Genomic DNA, 25,112 nt, shown 5'->3' with positions numbered 1-25,112 from the left:
CTAAAATAGGGATCATTGAAAGTCGATCAAAGTCCCGCCATTTCGTAATTCTTCCTTATTATTGTAACAAATTGAATCGAATGCGCAAATCCAGATCGCTAAACTTTCGCTTTTCTTTTCAAATAAAGTTGATATCCCACATACAAGAGTGTTAAAACAATCGCTGCAATAATTAACGGTTTAATGTACGGCCCTGCGATTTCATCGATCGTTTCCCAATTGTCTTTGAGCTTCATTCCCAAGTAAACATAGAGAAAAGAATAAGGAATTAGTGCTAAACCTGTGTACAGTGTAAATTTGCCAAGCGGCATTTTGGCCATGCCACCCGGAAGAGAAATCGCGTGACGGACGATAGGAATGAATCTGGCTGTGAAAATCATGCCCGTACCATAGCGGTTGAACCACGCTTCAGCAACATCAATATGATGCTTGCTGATCAGCAAGTATTTGCCGTACTTCTCCAGGAAAGGTCTGCCACCGTAACGTCCGATCCAATAAAGCACGATTTGGGCTAGTGTCCCGCCAATCACCGCGCAAACAATGGCACCATAGAAATTAATTTCACCTTTGGATACCAGGTAGCCCGCATAGGCAAGAAGCAGCTCGTTCGGAATCACTTCCAGCATCAATCCGAGGAAAATTCCCCAATACCCAAGCCCTTCCAAGTAAAGCAAAACATTGTGAATCAACTCACCCATTCATGAACCCTCTCTCCCTCTATAATCCATCCGATTTCTACCCTCCATTCTAACACAGACGGGCTCTCATCAACCAGTTTAACCCACTTATTGCCCGGTAAAATAGGAAAGAATATTCATGTGCTGACAAGCCTCTGCATAAAATGTACAAGTATGTTTGTACAGGAGGCGGGCCCTATGTCCCAAGTATGGATTGTTAAGCGCAAGCATCTCTATCTGGCAGCCGTCATCTTGCTGCTGCTTCTCTCGGGCGTCCTCTACATGAATCGTGGCAAAATCATCCCCACATTGGCCGAGCCTACACCTGAAAGAACCATTCACATGGTTGTAGGAGAATTCAAATCAACCACCAAAGATGGCAAAACGATTGAAGTCTACCGCTGGGATCCCGGCACCGTAGTCATTCAAAAAGGGGAACGAATCAAACTCAGCATTTACGGCGTCAACGGCGAAAGCCACCCTTTTCTCATTGAAGGGCTTAACATTAGCGGTGAAGTTAAAAAAGGAAAAGAGACCATCGTTCATTTCACTGCCGATCAGGAAGGTACGTACCGCATTATTTGTATGACGCATGCCGATATGGCGCATAACGGACCTATGATCGGCTACCTGGTAGTTGATTAACGAACTTTTACGGCTGTGCCACTCAACTTGGGCTCCTTAGCTCTTTGTCGCGAGTGGCTCCAAGCCCAATCCATGCATACACATATCGTAGAGGAGTGTGGATGCAGTCATGATCAATAACAAACAAGGCGAAAAACATAAACAGCAATTCCCCAATGCCCGCAGCATTCGGAGGGCTTGCAGCAAGGAATTATACCGGACTGTGAAACGGTTGAAAATATGGCTCTCCCCCGAGCAAATCAAAGAGGCTGAGGAGCTGTATGTGAAAAAGGTGATGCTCAATCTCCCCTTCATCGTGGAGAACGGCTCAAACCGCAAAGCGCTCTCCGATTGGTTTGACATCAACGTAGGACCTGAAATTGCTCCCATATGGAAGGTTGAGTTGGCGGTTCTAAACCAAGCTTTTCGCGATGCATTCGGCGGTTAAAATGAAAAAGAAGGCCACGGGTATGTCAGACATACGCCATGGCCTTCTTTATTTATGGATCTTCTTAGGAGAACTCAGGCAGCCAGCTGCCATGCGCTTCGATCAACTCATCGCACATTGCGACGATGTCGTCCATCGACAACTCAGCTGACGTGTGCGGATCAAGCATCGCTGCGTGATAAATATGATCGCGCTTACGCGTAATGGCTGCTTCAATCGTCAGTAGCTGCGTATTGATGTTCGTGCGATTGAGCGCTGCGAGCTGTGGCGGCAGATCCCCGACGTAAGTTGGTGTAACCCCGTTGCGGTCAACCAAACAAGGTACTTCCACGCACGCTTCGCGCGGTAAATTCGTAATTAAGCCGGTATTCATCACATTACCGCCGATTTTGAAGGGAACATCCGTCTCAATGGCTTCAAAAATGTAGGATGCATACTCATGGGAACGCTCATGCGTCAAATTCGTATCGTTCACGAGATCCTCGCGCATTTGTTTCCAACGGCTGATCTGGTTGACGCAGCGGCGCGGGTACTCGTCAAGCGGAATATTGAAGCGGTCGATCAGCTCCGGATAATTCCGTTTGATGAAGTACGGATGATATTCCGCATTGTGCTCGGAGGATTCCGTAATATAATGGCCGAACTTCAGCATCATTTCGAAACGAACCATATCCTTGTGCTTTTCTTTTTGCTTCTCGATCGCCCGTTTCTTGATTTCCGGGTACAGATCAACGCCGTCCTTCGTTACCTCAAGCAGCCAAGCCATATGGTTGATGCCCGCAATTTTGGCTTTGACGCCTTCCTTTTCCATGCCAAGGCTCTTGAACAGCTCAGGAATACAGGCCTGTACACTGTGACAAAGACCGACAGTACGTACGCCTCCGTATGTGTTCATTACATTTGTTAAAACAGCCATTGGATTCGTGTAGTTCAGGAACAAGGCATCCGGGCACACTTCACGAATATCCGCTGCAAAATCAAGCATAACCGGAATCGTCCGCAGATTTCTGAAAATGCCGCCAATTCCGACTGTATCTGCAATCGTTTGTCGCAAACCATACTTTTTCGGAATTTCAAAATCCGTAATCGTACATGGATCATAGCCACCTACTTGAATGGCATTTACGACATATTTTGCACCTTTTAAAGCCTCTTTGCGGTCTGTATACGATTTAATGACGGACGTACTGCCGCTTGTTTTTTTAATATTATTCAGCATGTTAGCTGAGTCTTGCAGACGTTCGTGATCAATATCAAAGAGAGCGATTTCAAAGCCTTGCAGCGCGGGAGTCATCAAGCAATCTCCAAGCACGTTTTTCGCAAAAACAGTACTTCCAGCACCTAGAAAAGTAATTTTGGACATGTGTGAATACCCTCCAAATTGGTTGTCGTTTTCATATCTTCACTATAGCGCAGGAAGCTTTGGAAGCATATGGATTGAACGAACTCCAATATGGACATTTGTAGTTTATTGAGGTACGCTAAAAAGGATAAAAGACTTCGTCTTCCTTTAGGGCGAGGCCAAAGTAAAAATAACAAATTACGAGGTTTATATGAGTACGGAGCATACCTATTTTACCGTCAGCATTAATCCGCATGAGAGCAATAGCGAACTTTCCGTGCTTTTTAGCGGGGAAGGCAAACCTATTGCTCTGCACAATACAGGGCCAGGTGTCCACGATTACTACCTGGTCCACACCGTGCATTCCGGTAACGGCACTTTCGAGATGCACAACCGCACCTACCACTGCTCAGCAGGCGACACGTTCATCATCTACCCTGGCGAGCTGTTTCGGTATACGGCGGATGCCGAGAATCCATGGCATTATTCATGGGTCGCGTTCACGGGTCACGCTGCGGGCATGATGCTCTCTCAGATCGGCGCTTCCCCGCAGAATGCCGTTATCTCAGGAAGCGTTCCCCGCTCCATGCGGCACTACTACCGCCGAATACGCTCCAGCTTTCAGCAGTCGATGTACCCGGCGCTGGAGGATATTGAAGCGGCCGGCTGGCTGCGGCTGCTGCTTCGCGAGCTTGGCCGGGCGGGCGCCCATCAGGCTAAGGCCAAGCCGGCCACCGAGACGGAGATACAACGGCAAGTCAGCCAGGCGGTCCGCTATCTGGAGCTGCAGTACACCCAAGTCGTCTCCATCGAGCAGCTCGCCCGCACACTGGGCTATCACCGAACCTACTTGTGCAAAATGTTCAAACAAGCTACGGGCCTCGCCCCCATGCAATACCTCTTCAAAATCCGCATGGAACGCGCCAAGCAGCTTTTGGAAACGTCCATGACCATCGACCAGGTGGCCTCGTCTGTGGGCTTTAACGATGCGCTTTATTTCTCCAAGCAGTTTCACAAGTGGAGCGGCAGTGCTCCTTCGGTGTACCGGAAGGAGCTGACGGGTAAGGGGGGTTAGGGGAGCGGCGCGGAGTGAGAACCAAGAGCAAGGACGACGGTGAGCGGCGCGGGCGCGCAGGGCGACAGCGGGAGCAGCGACGGCGAGAGCTGCGCGTAAGCGCAGGGGCGACAGGGCGGCGGGCGCGATCCGCAAGATGCGCGGGCGACGGCGGCTAGAGCGAGGTGGGAGATGCACAGACGGGAGCGACGGGAGCGAGTGGTGCGATAGCGGCGTAACTCTACCTCCTCTTTTCTGCGCGGAAGGGAACTACAGGACGCTATTTGACTGAAAATGCCGATATCGGCATACTTGCGGAACTACAGGGCCTTATTTGCCTCAAAAACCCTACATTTGGACTAAAATGAACAAAATAGCGGACCATAGTTCCCTCCGACCAGCCTATGCCCCTATAATTTCGAGAATAGAGGATCATAGTTCCCCTCGCTAGGCTCCATACACCAAAAAGGGCTATCCCCATGGTCATATCCTGACCTTTTGAGATAACCCTTATCGGTTTTAATTTTAGATGGAATTAATGCTGTTAATTCCCTACATTTCCTCGCTGTCAGGCTGCATAACAGGAATTTATGCCGTTAATTAGCCACTTCAAACACGATAGTAGGTATACCGTCTGTTTTAATGGTACTATTTCCAGTTAACAGACCAGCAAGCTGCCCCATTGCCCATCGAAGGACATCGCCCTCTTAGATCTCAATATCAACAATCAAACTATCCTCACGGCCAACCTCGCGAATGTATGCCGCAACCGCTTGGTGCTCCGGATTTGGACCATAGGCTTCAAGCGCAGCACGATCCTCGAAACGAACCGACAAAACCACTTGGTATCCTTTATTTTTCTCAGAGAAGTTAATGCCTGCTTGAATATCGACAATCCCCGTCAGATGAGAACGAAGCGCTTTGAAGCGGTCGACAACTTCTTGAAGCTGCTCCTGCGTAGTTGTTTCTCCGAATTTTACAAGTACAATATGATCGATCATGATACAAAACCTACTTTCTCCAAAACAATTTTGGCACGTTAATATGTAACGTCTTTCATCATATCAGGAAGGGATCGGCTCGTCGATATCCTCAGCGGAATCTCATTTCGGGTTTGAACATTGCCATGCACCGGCGCACAATCAGGATTCGCACACGTTAGGAAAACAGTCCTCTACCTGCCGGCCAACTCGGCGATTCGATCGGACAATACCACATGAGCGCCTGCCTCGCCTTTTTGGGCACAAGCTATTAACCCAGCAGCAATTTTACTCGCTTGAATAGGGCGATAAGTCCGAAGTCCGCCAATCATAAGCGGAGCAATCGCCCTTGAAACCAGGCTCCCCAACTGCTCACCCACTCGGACTTTATCCCGATCCCCTAGAATCAGAGAAGGACGAAGCATATACAGGGAGCGAAGATTCAACCCCCGCAGCCCTTGCTCAACATCACCTTTTACCCGATTATAAAAGATAGAAGAAGCACGGTTCGCTCCCATCGCAGTCACGATAGCAAAGACATCTGCCTTCCCTGCACCGGAAATTTCACCCAGTTTCATAGGGAATTCGAAATCTACTTTGCGAAATTGCTCTTGAGAGCCGGCTTTTTTAATGGTTGTCCCCAATGTACAAAATACATGAGCACCTGCCATAGCAGCCAGAACAGATGGCCCCAGATCCGCTTCTAATTGACTGTAATCTGTTTTCACTTGAACGAGCTTTTCACTTCCCTGAAGATGACGGACCTGGATGTCCCTGCGAACAAGCGCAATAATTTTATCGCACCTAGGGTCCTCCTGCAGCAGCCGAATCAATTCCCGTCCTACTAATCCTGTACCTCCCGCTACTATGGCCGTCACTCCCATACTGCTCCTCCTTCAACTTGTATCGTGACCAATCAACGATCCCCATTCATGCCTACTCCCAAGTTTAAATCCAACCTCATCTTAATACCTAACTTTCATACTCAAAGGTGGTTGGCGCTATAAGTCAATACTTCACGTTCACCCTCACACCCGCGCCCGTGCCCATGTCCATGCTACCTGTCTCAAACTTCCCAATCCTCACGCAGAGTCTCATACAGCTTAACCAAGAACGCAGACGCATCATCAGCAATCGCCGAATCCTGCTCTAATTTTTCCGCAAAATAGTGCGCAATAGGCGCAGCCAGCTCGGCTAACCTCGCGTCAGACATGGTAGGCACTCTTTCGATCCAAGCCTGCAACAGCTGCCAATCCTTGGCCGTAATCCCCTGCCTTGAAGCCTCCTCGATTTGCCCCATGGCAATCTCCGGATAGTTCTTGCGAGCGATCGCTTTTTCAAGTTGTTTTCGCCGTTTTATCCGTTCAAATCTCGCTTCAACCACAACAAGGGTGCCAGCAACCATATCACCGATCCGCTTATCCTTCGAGCTTAAAAAAATGCTAAGCATTCCTACAAAATAGAATAAAGGCATCACATCCAGCAAACGAAACAAGTTGCGAATGATAATGGATAAAAGCGTTGCCGATTGGCCGTTATTTTGGATGACACGTAAGCCTAACCAGCGTTTTCCTAACGTTTGACCACCCATAAAAGCTTCCAAACATACGAAATAACCCAGGTTTAATACAATCCATAAAACGATAGTAATTGCCAAAAGATAATCCGCAAGGTCAGGCAGCCAACTGCCCGAATATAACCTGCTCACCAAAATAACGAACACGAACAACAAGACATTTACAAATATTAAAATAAGGCTATCCAACAGATGCGCTGCCGCCCTGCTGCCAATTCCGGCAGTTTGAAATTGCAATTGCACCTGCTCAGGGGTGACGACCGTTACTTCTCTATCCAAAGGCTCTTCCATAACATCTCCTTAACGTTGTTGCATAATTATGGTAATTTATGACTTTCCTATGATAAAATGAACAGATTACAGCAAACCTCAGCCTACAACCCGGATAGGTTTCGCTAGAGCTAGTTGAACGCTTAGGAGGCTTTTATGGACATCTCGCGATTTATCCGAGAACACAAATCCCAATGGACGGAGCTAGAGCAATTGCTGCTTCATCTTGGTAAGAGAAAACGCAGCCTGCAGGCCAGTCAAGTGAACAGGTTTACGGAGCTTTACAAAACAGCTTCGGCGCATTTAGCCACACTCCAAACCCACTCGCCCGCAGATGAAACAACCGTTTATCTAAATCATCTTGTCTCACAAGCGCACAATACAATGTACAAAGACAGCCTTACAAGCAGCGCCCAAATGAAGGAGTTTTTCCTCCATTATTTCCCTTCGCTGATCCAAGTAAGAAGCCTGTTCGTCGGTTTTGCTTTCGTTCTGTTTCTGCTTGGAGGTTTGCTCGGCTTCCTCTCGGTTTGGCATGATCCGCTGAATCTAGCCTTCATTATGCCAGGTGGCATGGCCGATAACATCGATCCATCCAAAACAGCAGATCCCCGAGGGGACCTGCATTCGCCGCTAATCTCAACGGCAATCATGACAAACAATATCCGAGTCGCCGTCCTCGCCTTCATCAGCGGCATCACGCTTGGCATCGGAACTGTCTACCTGATGATTAGCAATGGCCTTCTCGTTGGCGCCTTAGCTGCCATTTACATGCAATCCGGAAAAAGTTATGTATTCTGGGCGTACATTTTGCCGCACGGTATTATTGAACTTACCGCTATTTTCATAGCGGGTGGTGCCGGTTTATATATGGGCTATCGCTTTTTCGTGCCGGGGCCTTATCCGCGCAAGCTGCGGTTTCTGGAGTCGGCCAAGGAATCCGCCCAGCTCCTGATCGGCACGATTCCGCTGTTCATTATCGCAGGGCTCATCGAAGGTTACATTACCCCTTCCACGCTGCCACTTGAAATAAAATACATCATCGCTGGCGTTACTTTGCTGCTCCTCGCATTGTATTTCGTTTATGGCATCCGCAAACGCACAAGCAGCAGGCAATTATTAACGCTATAAACGATCATTAGCTTTCAAATCCAAATAAGCATTAACGGCGCTAAGCGTCAGTTGGTCGGCGGGGACATCCATCACGGGAATGCCTCTGCCGGCCATTTCGTTTACATAGGCGTAGCGGTCCGTCGTAAACTTATGGGCCATACTCATCTTATAAGCTTGCCGGCTATCCTCAGCCCGAACACGCGCCCATTGATGAATCAGTGGATCCTGGAGCGATAAGAGCAGCGCCTGATGGCTTCTGCGGAGCCGCTGCACATACGGCAGCATTTCTTGATTATATAGATAGCTCTCCATATCGGAAAATAGGACGACAAGCGAGCGTTTTTTCAGAAAACGCAGGATGTGTGTGAAGGCGATCTGCGTGCTGGATTCCACAAAATCCGTGCTTAAATCATACACCGCCTTCGTTAAGGCTTGCAGATGAGGCAGTCCTTTTCCTGCCGGCACATATACTTTAACCTTGTTGGAGTAAGCGATTAACGCTACTTGATCTCCTTGCTTAAGCGCTACTGCAGCTAAAGTCAACGCAGCTTCCAAGGTCCGATCCAGTTTCACTTGCCCTTCCAGCTCAATCGCCATTTGCCTGCCGCAGTCCAGCACGATGGTGACAATCTTCCCTTTTTCCGGTTGAAAAAGGTTCGTCATGAGCTTCGTCGTACGCGCCGACGCTTTCCAATTGATAAGCCGGACGTCGTCCCCCTGCACATAATCCCGAATATAGTGGAATTCGGAGCCGCTGCGCTGCTTTTTGAAGACACGATGGCCCTCCAAAATTAAAACGTCCTGAACGGCGTTAAGCACACCCCGCACCTGTGACAAATCCGGGTAAATCTCGATGATGTTTTGGGAGCTCAGTAACACCTGCTTCTTCCAAAGCACCATGCCTCCGAAATAGCGCAGAACTACGTTTTCAAAAACATACCGGCCTCTTTCAGTGGCCATCACCGTATAACCAAAAGAAGCAGTTGATTTCCACGAAATGGAGCCGCTTAATTGGCTGCTTTCCAGTTGAAAGGTGTAGGGCATATGATCCATTAGCTCAACGTGCACGACAGAAGATTGCTCCAAACCCAAACTCTCTAGCTCTAGACTCACCTCAAAAGTGCTCCTCACATCCGCTTGTTCAGGGAGTGTTCGCCGTATTTTCCAACTGCTGCGTTTGGGAAGCAAAAGAAGGTCGATTGCACTTAGTACCAGTAATAGCGCATTGAAGCTCCAAAAAACAGGCAGAACCGCATCAAAAGGAGCTGCGATCAGCATCCCGGCTGCGCCAATAAGCACCAGAACAATGAGTCTTCGTGTGGGCAAAATGAAGTCGTGGAAGAAGGTTTTATCTAGGAACCGGAATAGAGCCGAGCGTTTCTTGAATGATTTGGTCACTCGTTCCGCCCTCCAGTTCCGCTTGCGGTGTCAGCAGCAGTCTGTGCCGCAGCGCAGGCCGCGCGACAAGCTTGATATCATCCGGCGTGACATAGGTCCGGCCATCCATAAGAGCCCAGGCTTTGCTCGCCATCAGCACAGCGATTCCCGCTCGGGGACTAGCGCCCAGTTGAATCTTCTTGGACTCGCGGGTTTTGCGAATAAGCGTTGTGATATAAGCGTATAAAGAGTCCTCCACCACGACATCGGTCAATTTCCGTTGCAGTTCAACGATCCGCTCTGGGGTCATTAACGCTTGAAGCGGCTCCTCTTGCTGCTGGTGAAAAGGCACATGTCCCCGAAGAATGGCAATCTCCGCTTCTTCACCCGGGTAATCAAGCACCAGCTTAAACATGAATCGGTCGAGCTGTGCTTCCGGCAGCGGGTATGTGCCTTCATATTCGACGGGATTTTGGGTCGCTACGACAAAAAAAGGATTAGGCAGCTTGTACGTATTACCTTGAATCGTGACCTGCCGCTCCTCCATGGCTTCGAGCAGCGCTGCCTGTGTTTTCGGCCCAGAACGGTTAATTTCATCAGCCAATAACACATTCGTGAAAATAGGACCTTGAATCGTTGTAAACGAATGGTCCTGCATTTGGTAGATCACACTGCCTGTAATATCTGCAGGCATCAAGTCCGGCGTAAATTGAATACGGCGGTATTCCCCGCCGGTTAATTCCGCGAGGGTGCGCGCCATCTTCGTTTTTCCGAGACCCGGCACGCCCTCCAGGAGGACATGCCCTCCTGCTAACAGGGCGGTTGCAAACAGTCTGGTGTTCAGCTTTTGACCGAACACGCGCTGCTCCAAAGCTTGTATCAGTTCATTCATTACGCTCACTCCTTCTCCAAGTAGGCGATCATTTCGCCCATCTCCCGCGTTCGCTGCACGAACGCTGTGGTGCTAACGCCGCCGCTCTCTGCCGGCGGCTCCGCCAGCAGGCGCACAAGCTGCGCCGCCTGCGCCTCAGGCATCCGGCCGCGCGCAGCTTCCGCGGCCTGCAAAGCGCTAGCGCTGGGGCTGAGCCCCCAGCGCTGATACAGCAGCTGCCGCAGGAACAGCTGCTGCTGCGCCAGCGCCTCGCGCCTGTAGCCGAGGCGCTCGTACCAAGCGGCGACGGCGTGCACGCCTTCGTCGCCGCGACGGACCGTCCACGCCCGAGGCGTGTGGACGGGGCCGAAGCGCTTGCCGCGCAGCCAGAGCCACAGCAGCAGCGCAAGACCAAGCTGCGCGCTTGCCAGCACGAGCCACGCGGGATACACGGCCAGCAGTCCGGGCTTCGTCCCGTAGCCGTGATGGGTCTCATCGACCCACACGGCGTCCCAGGACTTCGCGAACAGCGGCCAGATTAATTCGAAATGGGACGCTTCATCAATCGTCCCATTCTGCAACCACGTCGGGGTCAGCACCATCGTGATGCTGCCCGCCCCTTCCTGCACGCGACTGGCGAGCACGCCGCGCTCATCTTCAAACAGCGCCAGCCCGCTGCCCCCAGGCTGGAGCCGAAAAGAGGTTTCGACTTTGCCTGTCAGCGTCCCTTCCGCTGACATATAATCCGCCGAAACACGAATCGTTGAGGCATCCTTCACTTGTTTCGCTTGTTGCACTTGTTGCACTTGTTTCACTTGCTCCTCTTGCTCACCCAGCTTCCCCCGTGTCTCCTGCGCCCCACCGTCCACACGAACCGTCCCCCAAGACGCCCAGCCTTGAGGCTCGCGATCAAAAATAATCGCATCATTCCCCGCCTGCACCCACTTTAACAGATGCTCCCGATCCGATTTCGTCACGGCGGACGGCTGTATAACGACTAGGAGCATGGAGGTTCCCCCAGGCAAATGCTTCCAATCCAGCCTCCACTCCTTAACCGCAGATTGCTTACTGGTAAGCAGTTCTTTCCAAGCTTTGGTACCATCTACATCTGCAGAAAAGGATAGATAAGGAGGTAAATCCGGCAGCTTCGGCTTCGCGAGCCAGTACCCCAGTGCAAAAAACAGCAAGATGCTGACAGCTAGTCCCACATGGAGCTTATTCAGCCCTTTCGTCATCCACGGTTACCCCCTTCCGGGCGATAACCCTAGCTACCTGTTCATACAACCATGAGAACTGCTGCTCAGTTACGGCTTCTTTTCCGTACCAAACTCGTTCAAAAAGCAGCGAGCTCTCCTGGAACAAAGGAACCAACGATGAGGCTGTGCCTCTTAGCTCCTCCGCATATTCCCAGTTTGTTTTCCATTTTTCCACACGAATCAGACGCGCATCTTCCATATAAAACAGAAACGACAGAAAGACGGAGCGCACTCCCTCTCTCCAATCGCCTACTCCCTTAAGCTCCGATGCTTGCTGCCAGTAATAGCGGTACGACCGGCTTACTTCACCTTGCGGCAAAAACGTTTCCGAGCGAACCCGCTTTTGCCACATAATTTGTTTCAGGAACCAGTAAATCGCAAAAGCTGTAATCCCCAGCAACAGAATAGCTACTACTACAGTCAACCAGTCTGACACCGCTGCAGATACCTCAAAATGAGGCAGCCAGCTCCGTATTTTCTGAAGAACGGGTTCCAGCCATGTCAACAGCGAACCATTCTTTTTGGCTTCATAGGCTGTGTATTCATCCTGTTTCAGGATTTGCAGCAATTGTTCTTTGTCTTCCTGCAAAGAAATTACGAACCTATAACTCATTCTTTTTATCCAAATCAATAGGCAGATAATGGGTCGAAGCGCCTGAGATTGTACTATCGATCATAGACTCTAAGCCCAAACCCTCATTCCGTACCCGTTGGTCAAAGAAACTGACCACATACGGCAGGAACCACAGTGACATAACCAGAATGGAAATCAAACTTTGCAGCAGCTGCGCCCCTAGCCCCAACCCGAAAATAGCGGCAATAACGAGCTGAACAACGGCTAGAAACAAGTACAAAATAATACTGAGCACGATGTACATGCCAAATAAACGCCAAAAACTTTTACGTGATAAGCTCCAGCTTCGGCCAATGCCAATCGATTCTTCTCCCAAAGCTACATAAGGTAAGTAGTAACTCCAGCGAATCATAAAATAAGCAAACGTGAACAGCGCACCCAGCCCAAGAATAGCAAAAAACACAATGGTAAACGCTAGCGCACCGCCACCAAACCCGCCTACCGAGCTTGAGAAGCTGCCGCCAACGGCAAAAATGACAGCAAAAACAATCATAATAAGAGCTATTCCTAAATAAAAGCCAAACATAATGAGTCCAAATAAAAACGTACTGCCTGCCATCGGCCAAAAACGAGTGAATGATTTTTTTAATAATTGCCCTAACCGCGGCGTCTCTTCCCCATCGAAACTAGCCTTTACCAGATGAACAACCGATGCGATTGAAGCTGGCATAAGACCTAAAAACATAATCGGGACTAACACCAGCACGAATACGAGCATTTTCCACAGGTACCCCTCGTCACGTAAAGCAGGATCGTTTTGCAGCAACGCAGAGTTCGGTCCGAACATATCCTGCAGCGAACCGCCATTACGAATTTGTTCAATAAAGGACCCAGAAGTTGCCGCTGTTTCTTGAAAAGTCAGCAAGTGCTGAAGCAGATAAAAAGGGCCGTATAAAATTAGCATGATGAATGTTAATACAATGAAGTGTTTTCGATACAACTGGAAACTGCGATCTAACAATCTTCCAATTCCCATCGGTCGTGCGCTTGCATTTTGCATGGTTAACCATAACCCCCCAAATGTTGGTAATTCTTTAACTCCCTGACTATTATACACTAATCCTGCAAGTTTCTGACCACTAAATTGTATGAAAAAGCAGTTCGCCCAAGATTGCGCGGGGACCACGGACACAAAAGAATAAAGCACCGCTTTCCCCTGATCCTGTAGTTGCCATACTAGTTTCCGTTCGTTGGCGTTGCACGCAACTACTCGCATAATTACTTGGTCATATGTGCATCAATAGCGGGAAATAGCGGGAATTATCGGCGTTACTTACATGCGATCTCTCTTTTCAGTTCTCCGGCTAGTTCCTTAGAGACAAACCGCTTAGCGGCTTCATTTTAGAGAACTACAGGGGTCTTATTTCGACGAAATGCAGCCTTTTAAATAGCGAAGAGGATCTACAGGACCTTATTTCACCCGAATCCCCCTGATTTGCGGTCATAGTGACGAAATAGCGGACCACAGTTCCCTTCCTCAGCTAAATCGGTTGTTTCAGCCGCAATAGCGCCCTGTAGTTCCCCTATCCCTGGCCCCTCTCTGCCTAGCGCCACCTGTCTTTGCTTTTGCTCACTCCCCCCAAAACAAAAAAGCCAGATCCATGATTTCTCATCGATCTAGCTCCACGCGGTTTCGTCCCGCCGATTTTGCGCGATATAGCGCATGATCTGCCCTTGAGATCATATCTTCAAGCACCATCGTGCCAAACTCCAGTTTTGGTGAAAACTCGGCTACGCCAATACTCGCCGTTAACTGTACCGTCACCTGCTCATCGGAGTACGGCTTCGCTGCAATGCATTGCCGAATGCGCTCGGCTAATAGTTCACTGTCCTGTGCATTTTGGCGCAGGCACACTAGAATAAATTCCTCGCCGCCATAACGCGCTACGATGATTTGGCTGCTTGCCAGCTGTTTCAACAAAGAAGCTACCTGTTGAAGAACGCGGTCGCCTACCAAATGCCCGTAGGTATCGTTCACTTTTTTGAAATGGTCGATATCCATCATCATAACTGAGCACGTATATCCCGCTGCGATACATGCCTTTAATTCCTCATTCCCTTCCGACATGACATATCGGCGATTAGGAATATCGGTCAGTTGATCGACCAACGCGGATTTCTCAAGCAGCGAAATGGTCGTATTCAGCTTGTCCGACATCAGATTAAACGTGTTAACGAGCGTTTTGAGCTCAATTGGAGCGTTTCTGATTTCGTCTGCATCAATCTGATAATGGTAAGTTCCATTACGAATGTGTTGGGTGGCTCGGAGCAAATAGCGAATAGGTCGCTCGATGCGGGACGCTATCGTGAGCGCTGCAAGGACACTAAGGATTAAAGCAATGAGGGAAATGATAATAATCGTCAAACTAAGCTGATTTAATTTCTGAAAAACCTCTTTTTGCGTGATTTCACCGACGACAATCCAATTTTTCCCCGTCGACCACTGGTATTGACCGAAGACCTTTTCGCCATGAAAGCCGGTATAGACCTTGCTTGATGTAGTGCCGCTCTTCGCTCTTTGAATGATTTCGGAGGACATGAAGACATTGTTGTCGGCCTCACTCATGCTTGAATGACCTGACGCCGTCACAACTTGGCCTTTGTTATCTAAAACATAGACCTCTCCTGTTTCGCCAAAACGCAGCTGCTTCATTAGCTTATTCAGCATGTCCAGGGTCACAACCCCCATCACAACGCCTTTAAATTCATTCAGATCACCAAGCACCGGGGCTGAAAAGGTAATCATCGGTTTACCGGTCTCTCGCGAGATGTCGACCCCCGATATAAAGCTCCTATTCTCAAGCGCATTTTTAAAAAACGGCCTGTCCCCTACATAAATAGCTGTGTCGCTGCTCGTGTAGATAATCCCGTTCGGCTCTACGAAATTCAGAGTATCAAATTCCGAATTAAGGCGTGTATAGTTATGAAATTCCCGTTTTAATGGTTCCAACTGATGAAATTTGGCGTAATCCGAAAGGGCAAACCGCTGGACGGCATCCAGTTTCTCCTGATTCCATTTTTCAATATATAAGCTTTGCAGCGTAATCATCTGTTTGAGCTGATTTTCCGCTTCGCCGATCCGGTTCTTCTTTTCTATCCAATAAAATGGCACAATAATGGAAAAAGCTAAAGCCAGAATAGCGACGCCAATCCACATTTGAAACCTCATTTTCAAGGATTGACTGGAGAAATAAGCAAATTTGCGTCCCATTCTGGTCTCAGCCCCTTTCGTTCAATAAGTCTATTATACCTTGAAATCAAGACAAAAACAGGCAGAATATATGATAATTCGACATTTTTCACCAGGGGCTTTTCTCCATATCCGTTCATGTTTGAAAAGAAAACTTCAATCGCTTATGCTAATTTGTAATACGAAATGAGGTTATTATTCTATGAAAATTCTTGTGCTCACCGAAAAACCGAGCGTCGCCAAAGAAATTGCCCGCGTTCTCGGCTGCAATCAGAAGCAAAAACATCATTATGAAGGCCCCAAATACGTTGTCACCTGGGCCTTAGGCCACCTGGTAACCCTTGCTGAGCCTGACGATTACGATCCCAAGTACAAAACCTGGAACCTGGAAGATCTGCCTATCCTCCCCGAGCGCATGAAGCTTAAGGTCATGAAAGAAACGTCGCACCAGTTTCGTGGCATCGAGCAGTTAAGCCGACGCGGCGATCTCGCCGAGCTGGTGATCGCAACCGACGCCGGGCGCGAAGGGGAACTCGTCGCCCGTTGGATTATGGAACTGATCCGCTGGAAGAAGCCGTTCAAACGGCTTTGGATCTCGTCGCAGACGGATCAGGCGATTCGCGAAGGCTTCGCGCAGCTGAAGCCTGGCACGGACTACAACCGGCTGTATCAAGCAGCCGTCTGCCGTTCCGAGGCCGATTGGCTGATCGGCCTGAATGTGACGCGCGCGCTGACCAGCAAGTTCGGCGCGTCCTTGTCCGCCGGGCGTGTGCAGACGCCCACGCTCGCCATGATGATCAACCGCGAGACGGAAATCCGGGATTTCCGGTCTGTCGACTATTGGTTGATCGAAGCCGATATGGGCTCTTTCCGCGCGGCGTGGCGAGACCCCAAAACAGGCGACTCGCGCATCTTCGATAAAGAGCGCGCGGACGCTTTGAAGGCGAAGCTGCAAGGCCAAAATGGCCGCATCGTGCAGATTCAACAAACCGAAAAGCAAATTCCTCATCCGCTTGCTTACGATTTGACGGAGCTTCAGCGAGATGCCAACCGCAAATTCGGCTTTTCGGCGAAACAGACGTCCAACGTGCTGCAACGTTTGTATGAACAATACAAAATTGTGACCTATCCGCGGACAGATTCACGATATCTGACTTCCGATATGGCTCCGACGTTAGCAGGCAGACTCAAAGGCGCAGCGATTGGTCCCTATGCACCGCTTGCCGCTCCATTACTGCGCAAGCCGCTAGCCATCACAAAGCGCATCATTGACGACAGCAAGGTATCCGATCACCATGCGATCATACCGACAGGCGAAGCCATCTCACTCGCAACGCTAAGCGCAGATGAGCGCCGACTCTATGATCTGATCGTACGCAGATTCATAGCCTTGTTCTATGGCCCTTGCCGCTATGATGAAACGAAACTGACCGTCGAAATTGCCGGCGAGAAGCTGTATGCCTCGGGGAAAGTCGTCAAACAAGCCGGTTGGAAAGAAGTTTACGGCGCAAACGATTTCACCGATCCTGAACGGGAAGAGTCCGACACGGATGACGATGCGTCTCAGCTGCTGCCGCAAGCCAAAGAGAAAGACGCCGTGACGGTTAAACAGGCTCATCAGCTGAACCGCCACACCAAACCGCCTGGCCGATATAATGAAGCTTCTTTGCTGTCGCAGATGGAAAAATGGGGTCTCGGCACGCCGGCAACCCGCGCGGATATTATCGAGAAGCTCGTGTCGTCCGATACCATCGAGCGCCAAGGCTCCCAGCTCATTCCGACGGGCAAGGGCAAACAGCTCATTGAGCTCGCTTCGGAAGAGCTGCGTTCTCCTGAGCTGACAGCACGCTGGGAGCTTGAGCTCGAGCGTATTGCCAAGGGCAAAGGAAGCATGGAGCAATTTCTAAGCGGCATTCGGATCAAAGCTGTGGAATTAGTTAATGAGGTTAAGAAAAGCGACGCAGCGTATAAACCGCATAATTTAACAGGCAGCAAATGTCCGGACTGCGGAGAATTCCTTCAGGAAGTTAAGGGGAAACGCGGGCGTTATCTCGTTTGCTCCAGCCGGGAATGCTCTTACAAGCGGGAAGCGGACGGCCAGCTGACGAACCACCGTTGTCCGCAGTGCCATAAAAAAATGGAGATCCACACAGGGAAATCCGGCAAGTATTTCCAATGCCGTCCCTGCAACGTGGTCGAGAAGATTGATAACGAAGCTTCCGGCGGCGGCCGTCGTGCCTCAGCCAAAGCCAATCGTCAGCTTATCGAGAAATATTCCGATCAAACGAGCGTCGGGAACTCGCTCGCTGACAAGCTGCTTGCGGCACTTCAGCAGAATAAGGAAGAATAGCCTAGACAAGCATGAAAAAACCAAGCAGAGACTTTCGTCCTTGCTTGGTTTTTTTGCTGCTGGCTGTTTTTTTCTGAAGACTAACTCAATATTTTTCCTTTTACCGCCAACTGCAGTTCCTCTAAGCTCGTAATGCCTAGACTAATCAGTGCCTCTCCTGCTTCCATGTGTACATTCGCCAATATATGCATACTTGTATTAGGGACAAGTGATTTGCGGAATTCATGAAATAAAACAGCATTATATGTTTTGAGCACTGTCATAAATTCAACTGTCGGAGGAATAAAGCCGCGCATTTCGGAAGATTTCCAGAAGAAATCCCGCACATGTATAATGTCAGCGCCCGTTTTGTTCAATTTACGGATCATCACAAAAAAATCATCGATCAAAGCTTGTCTCTCCAGACTCATACGACCATCTCCCAGTCTAACATCAATCCACACTGTCGTAGAATAGGATACCACAAATAGTTCTTTTGATCTATATATTATAGTATATTAGACCTAACTTATGACGCAGTTTTTTCTTTGCGGAAACCTTTTCGCCGGAGTGAGAAAAACATATCCAACGCAAAACATACGACGCCCAAATTAATGGCTAAGTCCGCCACATTCATGATACCGTTCCCCGAACGGAAGACGATGAAATCCGTCACTTTTCCGAACAGCAAACGTTCAATCGCATTGCCTATCGCTCCGCCTGCAAACAACGCTGCTCCGCATTGCAGCAGAACGCCTTGAAGACGTCCTTTCTTCCTGTAGTAGAAGATCGCTATGACAATAATGACAGCAAAAATACCAAGATAACGCGCCCAACCCTGCAGCGAACTGCCTGCCGCTCCCGTATTTTGATAATGCGTAAATGAAATAATGTCCTTATAGAATGGCATGGATTCTCCCACTTTCAGCATCGTACGAATCCAAACCTTTGAAATCTGATCAATAGCCGTTACGACAAAAAAGACGATATAAAATAGCATAACACTCCCCCTATTTTGAAAATACAACCTCCTCACCATTTTACATGATGAATGGCCTCTACTGCGAATCTTACGACCCCAGTCTCCCTTCTGTCCCATGGTCTTCCATTAGCAACGCAAATAGCCGCCTCAGTCACGCTTAGGCAGCTACACACGGAGCATTCTACATGTAATCTTCATGCTCTCCATCATGCTAATGTCAAAAGTGTTCTCAACAGTTCCCCGGGGGTGTTTACCAAATAATCCGGTTGGCCTCGAAGCAGCAGTCGCGGGGCGTCATACCCCCATGTAACGGCGACGATCGGCACACCCAACTTTTTACAAGCCTCGATATCCCTTAATTCGTCTCCAACATAAATCATTCGCCCAGGCGTTGTGCCCCACTGCTTCATGACTTTGCGTATGGCATGGTGCTTGCCAAAAAGAAGTTTAGCCGAAATCACTTCCTTAAAGGAGCCTTCCATCTTGTTATTTTTCAGAAACGTACGAATGTTTGCCTCCGAATTGGAGGAGAGAATGGAGCTTTTCAGCCCATGAGAGGATAACCTCGCTATAATCTCCTTCATGCCCGGCACCACGTGAAGCGTGCGAATGTTCTCTTGATACATCTGTCTTCCGGCGACGATAAGCTTAGGTATCTGCAGGGCCGGCACGCCCAACCGATCAACCCGCTCCGCAATCGAAAGTGTCCGGAGAAGCGCAAGATCCTGTTCGCGAATCTTGCGAAACTGATGCTGTCCCGCTATTTCATTGTACAACTTAACAAGCAAAGCCCTGGAATCGACAAGTGTCCCATCAAAATCAAATAGGATATGTTTTACCATTCGGTTGTATATAGAAACAGGGCCGGCCCCTCAGTCGGCACTTCTTTGATTTGATTATTCGCGAACTCTTCAAGCGGATCTTTTGCGATATGCGGATTGCTGACGATGCGAAGATCTTCCCACACACAGGATACCCCACGCCCATAGTCGTCTGCATTTCCAGCAAACATTTTACATCCCTGACAGAAGTGTTTCTGTTGATTGGCATCTAGCTTAACAATTTTATTCCTTAGACAGCAGTAAATTTCATCATCTGCATTACATACATTAACGTGAGTGATTAGAGCCATATGCATGTCAACTCCTTGCGGCGCATTTTGTGTGTAATAGTAAGTTTATAGCACTACTATTAAGTGTATGACAGTTTTTTGTAAACGGAATAAGATTTCTCATGACAAGCTGCCTAAATTTGCTACAATGAGGAAATGTTACAAAATCGATTGGAGGAACACCCATGCAAGATTGGATGCACTACGCCATCCCTGCTGTTTTGATCTGTTTTTTCATTTATCGCCGAACCAAACGCACCATTGGTTTTCAAAAGCTTGCCAAGGGCCGGCTCAAATTTCGTCTCACGCTGTTCAGCATCCTCGGAATCGCCATTTTCCTGCTGGGCTTCGTTCATCCGATCCATTTCATCGGCTATTTGATCGGACTTGCTGCCGGCGTGGGATTAGGGCTTACCGCCATTCGCCACACCCGCTTCGAGCACCGGGCCGACGGCTGGTATTACCGCACTCATCTATGGATTGAGATTGCTGTTCTGGTGCTATTTCTTGGCCGGATTATTTATCGCGTGGCTTTCATCGCGCTTTCTCCGAACCCATCCAGCCTGAATCCCGCTGATCCGACACAATTTACAAAAGATCCCGTCACAGCCGGCGTATTCTTCATTATTGTCTCCTACTACATTCTGTTTTTCGGCTATCTGCTGCGGGAAGAGACCAAATTGGATCCAGACGCAACGCTTTCCAATACTTCTAACAGTGAAAGCTCCGCCCATACTGTCAAATAAGAAGACATAACAACCCTCAAGGTCTGAAATTACTCAGATTTCCTGAGGGTTTTCTTATTTTTAATGCCGCTAAACATCTATACCGATGAATTTTGTGGTATCCTTCATAGATATACTGCTTCTTATTGGTTGAGTCATTTCGAGTTACTTTTTTATAAAGCGCTTACATATAAAGGGTCGGATTTCCGGCGTTCTAGGGGGAAACTATGAAACGTACTATCTTTATACGTCTTTTGCTGCATTTAACCATTGCCGTCGTGTTGATTACGCTCTTGGTCGGTACGCTCGTATACCGATATACAGATTCGATGCTGAGAGAAGAAGTGCTCCTCCATAATCAGGAATTGCTCGGGCAATCGAAGAAAATGGTCGAGCAGGCACTTGGAGAAGTAAAGCAATCAGCGGCTTCGCTTGCCTTGCACTCCGATCTGCAGAAAACAGTATGGCTTTCATGGGATTTGGAGGAGGAGTACCGATTTCTGAAAAACACCGAAGATCTCCTCACCGAACGGATTAATTCCTCCACGTACCTGGACTCCATCTATTTGTACAGCGCCCAAAATCAAAAGTTGATCTCCTCCTCCGGCATCACCGACTTGCAGCAGTTTTCATACAAGCAAGGGGTGCAGCAATTTATGGAAAGCAAACATATTTACGATTGGCAAGCTGTACATCTGGAGGAAGGCGATCATTCCGTGAACGTCATGACGTTCCTTTTCTCCGTCCCCATCTGGGGCATCCAGAAGAAAGGCGCGATCCTTATGAATTTGAAAGAGGATGTGCTGTACAGCGCCGTCGTTAATTCGAATAACCGCAAGCTCGGGAATGTAGCCATTTTGAACCAGGAGGGTGAAGTGCTCTCGTATAAGGATAAAAGCATGCTGCTTAGCCGGTTTAATCAAGCGGACATCCAGCGGATTCAGCGCGAGAAAGAAGGGTCGTTCACGGAGAAGATCAATGGGCAGGATACCCTTGTTTCCTTTCTGACCTCGGATGCCAACGGCTGGATTTATTTGACTCTGAATCCGTCAGCCGAAGTATTTAAGAGATCCCACGAAGTCATCCGCGTGACACTCCTGATTTCCTATATCGCTTTCTCGCTGGGGATGCTGATGATGATTATCGTATCCATCCGATATTACAAGCCTGTAAGAAGAACGGTTCACATGATTTCAACGCTGCTGGACAAGCCCTTCTCCAAAATGCACGACCGAGATGAGTTCAGCTATATCGGCGATTCAGTCAACCGGCTTTATGTCGAAAAAGAAGCATTTAAAGAAAAATTTCGCGGTCAAGAACTCGTCATTCGGGATCACGTTGTACTCAGCCTGCTGTCGGGCAAGACGAATGACGACGAGTTGATGCGCCAAATGCAGTACTATGAGCTCGATTTAGATCACACTCATTTCATTGTGCTTGTGCTTCGCATCCATGTGGATGCCGATATTCCGGCAGGGCCTGAGGAGCAGGCGCTAAATTTACTGCATTTTCAGGTGCGCGCCATCAGTGAAGAGCTCATCGCAGCTTGTGGGAAAGGGTTGTACGTCAGCCAGTTCCACAGCCGTGATGTGCTGATTATGAACGCCGGTCATTGGGGAGGCCCTCAATCCGCCTACCATCATGCCAAGGAGCTGGCGATTCGGTTGCGGAACCGAGTGGCTGACGAGCTGCATGGAACGGCAGTTACCGTAGGCATCGGCGGGAAGTATGAAAAGTTAAGCGAGATCTCCCTATCGTATAACGAGGCTTTGGATGCTTTGCTGTACGAGCGGATTGCCGGCAAAGGCAGCATTCTTAGCATTTCAGACTATCAGACCAACCATGTGGACCGCAGTCGCTTCACCGCCTGCAGGCAGCTCGTGGACAAGCTGATTCATGAGCTCAAAACGTGGAACACGGATAAGGCGCTGCAGCTCAAGGACGAGCTGATCGAGCGGCTTGCGAGCGATGAGCTCGTGGGCTTCCCCTACAAGGACATTATGTTGACGCAGCTTCTTCATGCGCTCATGACTGTTCGTATCGAGCTTTGTGGAGATGAAGAAGACGGCAGTCCGGACTTGATTTTGGCATTTAGCAAAAAGAACAGCTTGGAGCAAGTTCGCGTCGACCTTGATCTCGTGATACGCGATATCGCTGGAAGGTTGGAAGGAAAACGCGAAGTCAAGCATCAAGACGTCGTCGAGAAGCTGGTCGAGTATACCAAGCACAATTACCGGGAGCCGATCAGCTTGCAGACGCTCGCGGATATGGCGTTGATGAACAGCCAGTACGTGTCCAAATTGTTCAAAGAAGTGACCGGGAAAAATTTCCTCGATTACTTGACCGAAACGCGTTACAACGAAGCTTGCCGTTTGCTTGAACAAACGTATTTAACAATAAACGAAATTGCAGAAGCAACCGGATTCGGGCAGAAGCAAAATTTGATTCGTACCTTTAAAAAATACTGCGGTTTAACGCCATCCGAATATCGGAATCAGCGATCCGTGCAGCGGATTAAGGGGTAAAATGAGATAAAAGGCAACAATTGATACTAAAATGAAAATCTGATACTTCATCAAAAACGAAAATTGAATCCATTCAACGGTATTGATTCTTGCCCGACCTCCCCCTCCTTTTTATGATGAAAGTGCAGACACAAATGCATGAGAAGAGAGGGGGAAGAAAGCTATGTCAGTGCCAATAACGACAATTGCACGCAAACGGCAGCTTCGTAAACCGACTTTTTGGAAACGTTTTCTAGCCAACCGTTATTTGTATGCCATGTTGGTACCTGCGCTTATCTATTATACGGTGTTTCATTACGTACCGATGTACGGAGCGCTTATTGCTTTCAAGCAGTTCAGCATCACCAAAGGCATTATGGGCAGCCCATGGGTCGGATTCCAGCACTTCACGTATTTATTCGAGTTGGAAAAGTTTTGGCAAGTCTTCTGGAATACGATTGTAATTAGCTTGTACAGACTTGTCTTTGGGTTTCCGCTGCCGCTTATCGTCGCTATTCTATTAAATGAAGCCCGTAAAATCATGTTCAAGCGGACGATTCAAACCATCATCTATTTGCCTCACTTCATTTCTTGGGTCATTATGGGCGGACTCTTGATCAGCTTACTTTCTACAGATCAGGGCGCCGTTAACAATGCCGTCCGATCGTTATCCGGGGAACCGATCGGATTCTTAACCGATGAGAATATTTTTCGCAGTACATTGGTAGGTTCGATGATTTGGAAGGAGTTCGGCTGGAATACGATCATTTACATGGCTGCCTTGGCGGGTCTAAATCCGCAGCTGTATGAAGCCGCCGTGATGGACGGAGCGAATCGGTGGCGGCGAATCTGGCACATTACGCTGCCGGGCATCCGCAGTACGATTATCATCTTGTTCATCCTGCGGATCGGCAGCTTAATGGAGGCAGGATTTGAGCAAATATTCGTTTTGTATCATCCTGGCGTCTATCGCGTAGCCGATATCATCGACACTTACGTTTACCGAATCGGGCTCACCGAAGGGCGCTACAGCCTGGCTGCCGCAGTCGGCCTGTTCAAATCCGCTATCAACTTCACGCTGCTTATCGTCGCCAACTGGTTGTCCAGAGCGCTCGGCGAGCAGGGTGTGTATTAGGAGGGACAGCTATGCCTAACAGCAGCTTAGGAAGCAAAATCTTCGACTCGCTCAATTACGCGCTCCTTGCTCTATTGGCGTTACTGACGGTATATCCGTTCTGGGATTCGCTGATTGTCTCGATTACACCGATGCAAGAGAGCCTGACTTCAAGTTTGCATCTAATTCCAAAGAGCGTGACATTCGAGGCTTATCAATACATGCTCAGTCTGGAGCAACTATGGACTTCTTACGGGATTAGCATTTTCATAACCGTCCTGGGTACAGTCATCAGCATGATCGCAACGACAATGGCCGCCTATGCCCTCTCCAAAAAACAGCTTCCCGGCGGCAGAACGGTCATGTTCCTGATCATTTTTACGATGATGTTCAGCGGTGGTATTATTCCGACTTACTTGGTCATTAAACAGCTTGGCATGATGAACACCGTATGGGCCATGATGGTTCCGACAGCCATTACAACCTATAACCTGATCATTATGCGCAGCTTTTTCAGCTCCATACCGGAGAGCTTGGAAGAGTCCGCCAAGTTGGACGGATGTAATGATTTCGGCATTTTGCTAAGGGTGGTCGTCCCCCTTTCCATGCCGGCGCTGGCAACGATCGCCCTCTTCTATTCAGTATCCAGATGGAACGAATTTTTCACGGCAGTCATGTACATTACGGATAAAAAGATATGGCCTCTACAGCTCTTCCTGCGCTCCATGCTGATTGATAACGAGGCCGCTTTCCAATCGGGAGGGGACAGCCCTTTCCTGCTCGGTCCATCCGTCAAAATGGCGACGATTATGATATCCGTCATTCCTGTTATTCTTATCTACCCCTTCTTTCAACGTTATTTCGTGCAAGGGGTTACGCTTGGAGCCGTTAAGGAGTAGCAAGAATCGTAATTTAAAGTATAGGAAAAAGAGGAG

24 protein-coding genes are annotated in these 25,112 nt (G+C 48.8%); 9 read left to right on the top strand and 15 right to left on the bottom strand.

What is annotated here, in order from left to right:
• Positions 1–98: 98 nt before the first annotated feature.
• The gene (locus tag ACKTT9_RS04250) at positions 99–698 is read right to left on the bottom strand and encodes a DedA family protein (RefSeq protein ID WP_127457989.1); all 600 of its coding nucleotides are present in this window, start codon (positions 696–698) and stop codon (positions 99–101) included.
• 261 nt (positions 699–959) lie between these two features.
• Between ACKTT9_RS04250 and ACKTT9_RS04245 the strand changes: the two genes are divergently transcribed.
• Both ACKTT9_RS04245 and ACKTT9_RS04240 read left to right on the top strand, forming a co-directional pair.
• Positions 960–1,322 carry a cupredoxin domain-containing protein gene (locus ACKTT9_RS04245; RefSeq protein ID WP_407872957.1) on the top strand — a complete coding sequence of 121 codons (363 nt, stop codon included), beginning with the start codon at positions 960–962 and terminating at the stop codon, positions 1,320–1,322.
• Between the two features lie 109 nt (positions 1,323–1,431).
• Positions 1,432–1,749, top strand: coding sequence for a dehydrogenase (locus ACKTT9_RS04240; RefSeq protein WP_127457991.1), 318 nt, complete (start codon positions 1,432–1,434; stop codon positions 1,747–1,749).
• A gap of 64 nt (positions 1,750–1,813) precedes the next feature.
• On the opposite strand, the gene ACKTT9_RS04235 is transcribed toward ACKTT9_RS04240, so the two are convergent.
• Positions 1,814–3,112, bottom strand: a complete 1,299-nt coding sequence (locus tag ACKTT9_RS04235) for an alpha-glucosidase/alpha-galactosidase (RefSeq protein ID WP_407870594.1) — start codon at positions 3,110–3,112, stop codon at positions 1,814–1,816.
• Positions 3,113–3,302: 190 nt separating this feature from the next.
• Here ACKTT9_RS04235 and ACKTT9_RS04230 point away from each other — a divergent pair, with 190 nt between their 5' ends.
• Positions 3,303–4,166, top strand: a complete 864-nt coding sequence (locus tag ACKTT9_RS04230) for an AraC family transcriptional regulator (RefSeq protein WP_407870593.1) — start codon at positions 3,303–3,305, stop codon at positions 4,164–4,166.
• Between the two features lie 686 nt (positions 4,167–4,852).
• Here ACKTT9_RS04230 and ACKTT9_RS04225 read toward each other — a convergent pair.
• The 3 genes from ACKTT9_RS04225 to ACKTT9_RS04215 form a co-directional block, all read right to left on the bottom strand.
• Positions 4,853–5,146 (bottom strand): Dabb family protein, encoded by a 294-nt coding sequence (locus ACKTT9_RS04225; protein WP_127457671.1) that lies wholly within the window; start codon positions 5,144–5,146, stop codon positions 4,853–4,855.
• 173 nt (positions 5,147–5,319) lie between these two features.
• On the bottom strand, positions 5,320–6,009 hold the full coding sequence (locus ACKTT9_RS04220) for an oxidoreductase (protein WP_407870592.1): 690 nt from the start codon (positions 6,007–6,009) through the stop codon (positions 5,320–5,322).
• A 182-nt stretch (positions 6,010–6,191) separates the two neighbouring features.
• Positions 6,192–6,992, bottom strand: coding sequence for an RDD family protein (locus ACKTT9_RS04215; RefSeq protein ID WP_407870591.1), 801 nt, complete (start codon positions 6,990–6,992; stop codon positions 6,192–6,194).
• A gap of 135 nt (positions 6,993–7,127) precedes the next feature.
• On the opposite strand from ACKTT9_RS04215, the gene ACKTT9_RS04210 reads away from it, so the two are divergent.
• Positions 7,128–8,102 (top strand): stage II sporulation protein M, encoded by a 975-nt coding sequence (locus ACKTT9_RS04210; RefSeq protein WP_407870590.1) that lies wholly within the window; start codon positions 7,128–7,130, stop codon positions 8,100–8,102.
• Here the strand turns inward: ACKTT9_RS04210 and ACKTT9_RS04205 are convergent.
• The 6 genes from ACKTT9_RS04205 to ACKTT9_RS04180 form a co-directional block, all read right to left on the bottom strand.
• Positions 8,097–9,482 carry a DUF58 domain-containing protein gene (locus ACKTT9_RS04205; protein ID WP_407870589.1) on the bottom strand — a complete coding sequence of 462 codons (1,386 nt, stop codon included), beginning with the start codon at positions 9,480–9,482 and terminating at the stop codon, positions 8,097–8,099. The two genes, ACKTT9_RS04210 and ACKTT9_RS04205, sit on opposite strands and share 6 nt — an antisense overlap.
• Positions 9,433–10,353 carry an AAA family ATPase gene (locus ACKTT9_RS04200; protein ID WP_407870588.1) on the bottom strand — a complete coding sequence of 307 codons (921 nt, stop codon included), beginning with the start codon at positions 10,351–10,353 and terminating at the stop codon, positions 9,433–9,435. Before ACKTT9_RS04200 ends, ACKTT9_RS04205 begins: the two co-directional genes overlap by 50 nt.
• A gap of 5 nt (positions 10,354–10,358) precedes the next feature.
• A complete protein-coding gene (locus ACKTT9_RS04195; protein ID WP_407870587.1) occupies positions 10,359–11,567 on the bottom strand; it encodes a DUF4350 domain-containing protein in 1,209 nt (402 codons plus the stop codon).
• Complete coding sequence (locus ACKTT9_RS04190) at positions 11,548–12,201, bottom strand: DUF4129 domain-containing protein (protein ID WP_407870586.1); 654 nt, start codon at positions 12,199–12,201, stop codon at positions 11,548–11,550. Before ACKTT9_RS04190 ends, ACKTT9_RS04195 begins: the two co-directional genes overlap by 20 nt.
• Positions 12,191–13,222 carry a hypothetical protein gene (locus ACKTT9_RS04185; protein ID WP_407870585.1) on the bottom strand — a complete coding sequence of 344 codons (1,032 nt, stop codon included), beginning with the start codon at positions 13,220–13,222 and terminating at the stop codon, positions 12,191–12,193. The genes ACKTT9_RS04190 and ACKTT9_RS04185 overlap by 11 nt, the downstream gene beginning before the upstream one ends.
• 609 nt (positions 13,223–13,831) lie before the next feature.
• Positions 13,832–15,433, bottom strand: coding sequence for a diguanylate cyclase (locus ACKTT9_RS04180; protein ID WP_407870584.1), 1,602 nt, complete (start codon positions 15,431–15,433; stop codon positions 13,832–13,834).
• A gap of 181 nt (positions 15,434–15,614) precedes the next feature.
• Between ACKTT9_RS04180 and ACKTT9_RS04175 the strand changes: the two genes are divergently transcribed.
• Positions 15,615–17,762, top strand: a complete 2,148-nt coding sequence (locus tag ACKTT9_RS04175; RefSeq protein ID WP_407870583.1) for a DNA topoisomerase III — start codon at positions 15,615–15,617, stop codon at positions 17,760–17,762.
• A gap of 80 nt (positions 17,763–17,842) precedes the next feature.
• On the opposite strand, the gene ACKTT9_RS04170 is transcribed toward ACKTT9_RS04175, so the two are convergent.
• From ACKTT9_RS04170 to ACKTT9_RS04155, 4 genes are all read right to left on the bottom strand, one after another.
• Positions 17,843–18,172, bottom strand: coding sequence for a hypothetical protein (locus ACKTT9_RS04170; RefSeq protein WP_407870582.1), 330 nt, complete (start codon positions 18,170–18,172; stop codon positions 17,843–17,845).
• A gap of 98 nt (positions 18,173–18,270) precedes the next feature.
• The gene (gene lspA / locus ACKTT9_RS04165) at positions 18,271–18,741 is read right to left on the bottom strand and encodes a signal peptidase II (RefSeq protein ID WP_157323943.1); all 471 of its coding nucleotides are present in this window, start codon (positions 18,739–18,741) and stop codon (positions 18,271–18,273) included.
• 188 nt (positions 18,742–18,929) lie between these two features.
• Positions 18,930–19,565 (bottom strand): HAD hydrolase-like protein, encoded by a 636-nt coding sequence (locus tag ACKTT9_RS04160; RefSeq protein WP_157323945.1) that lies wholly within the window; start codon positions 19,563–19,565, stop codon positions 18,930–18,932.
• Positions 19,559–19,855 (bottom strand): hypothetical protein, encoded by a 297-nt coding sequence (locus tag ACKTT9_RS04155; protein WP_157323947.1) that lies wholly within the window; start codon positions 19,853–19,855, stop codon positions 19,559–19,561. Before ACKTT9_RS04155 ends, ACKTT9_RS04160 begins: the two co-directional genes overlap by 7 nt.
• Positions 19,856–20,019: 164 nt before the next feature.
• Here ACKTT9_RS04155 and ACKTT9_RS04150 point away from each other — a divergent pair, with 164 nt between their 5' ends.
• From ACKTT9_RS04150 to ACKTT9_RS04135, 4 genes are all read left to right on the top strand, one after another.
• Entirely contained in the window at positions 20,020–20,580 is a 561-nt protein-coding gene (locus ACKTT9_RS04150; RefSeq protein ID WP_407870581.1) for a hypothetical protein, read from the top strand.
• A gap of 206 nt (positions 20,581–20,786) precedes the next feature.
• Entirely contained in the window at positions 20,787–23,084 is a 2,298-nt protein-coding gene (locus ACKTT9_RS04145; protein ID WP_407870580.1) for a helix-turn-helix domain-containing protein, read from the top strand.
• A 163-nt stretch (positions 23,085–23,247) separates the two neighbouring features.
• Positions 23,248–24,198: an ABC transporter permease gene (locus ACKTT9_RS04140; RefSeq protein WP_407870579.1), complete on the top strand. Its 951-nt coding sequence runs from the start codon at positions 23,248–23,250 to the stop codon at positions 24,196–24,198.
• Positions 24,199–24,209: 11 nt separating this feature from the next.
• Positions 24,210–25,076 carry a carbohydrate ABC transporter permease gene (locus tag ACKTT9_RS04135; RefSeq protein WP_407870578.1) on the top strand — a complete coding sequence of 289 codons (867 nt, stop codon included), beginning with the start codon at positions 24,210–24,212 and terminating at the stop codon, positions 25,074–25,076.
• The last annotated feature ends 36 nt before the right edge of the window (positions 25,077–25,112 follow it).

This window comes from Paenibacillus sp. P36 (genome assembly GCF_045866505.1).
GTDB classification, from domain to species: Bacteria; Bacillota; Bacilli; order Paenibacillales; family NBRC-103111; genus Paenibacillus_E; species Paenibacillus_E chondroitinus.
This window is presented reverse-complemented; position numbering and strand designations above follow the sequence as displayed.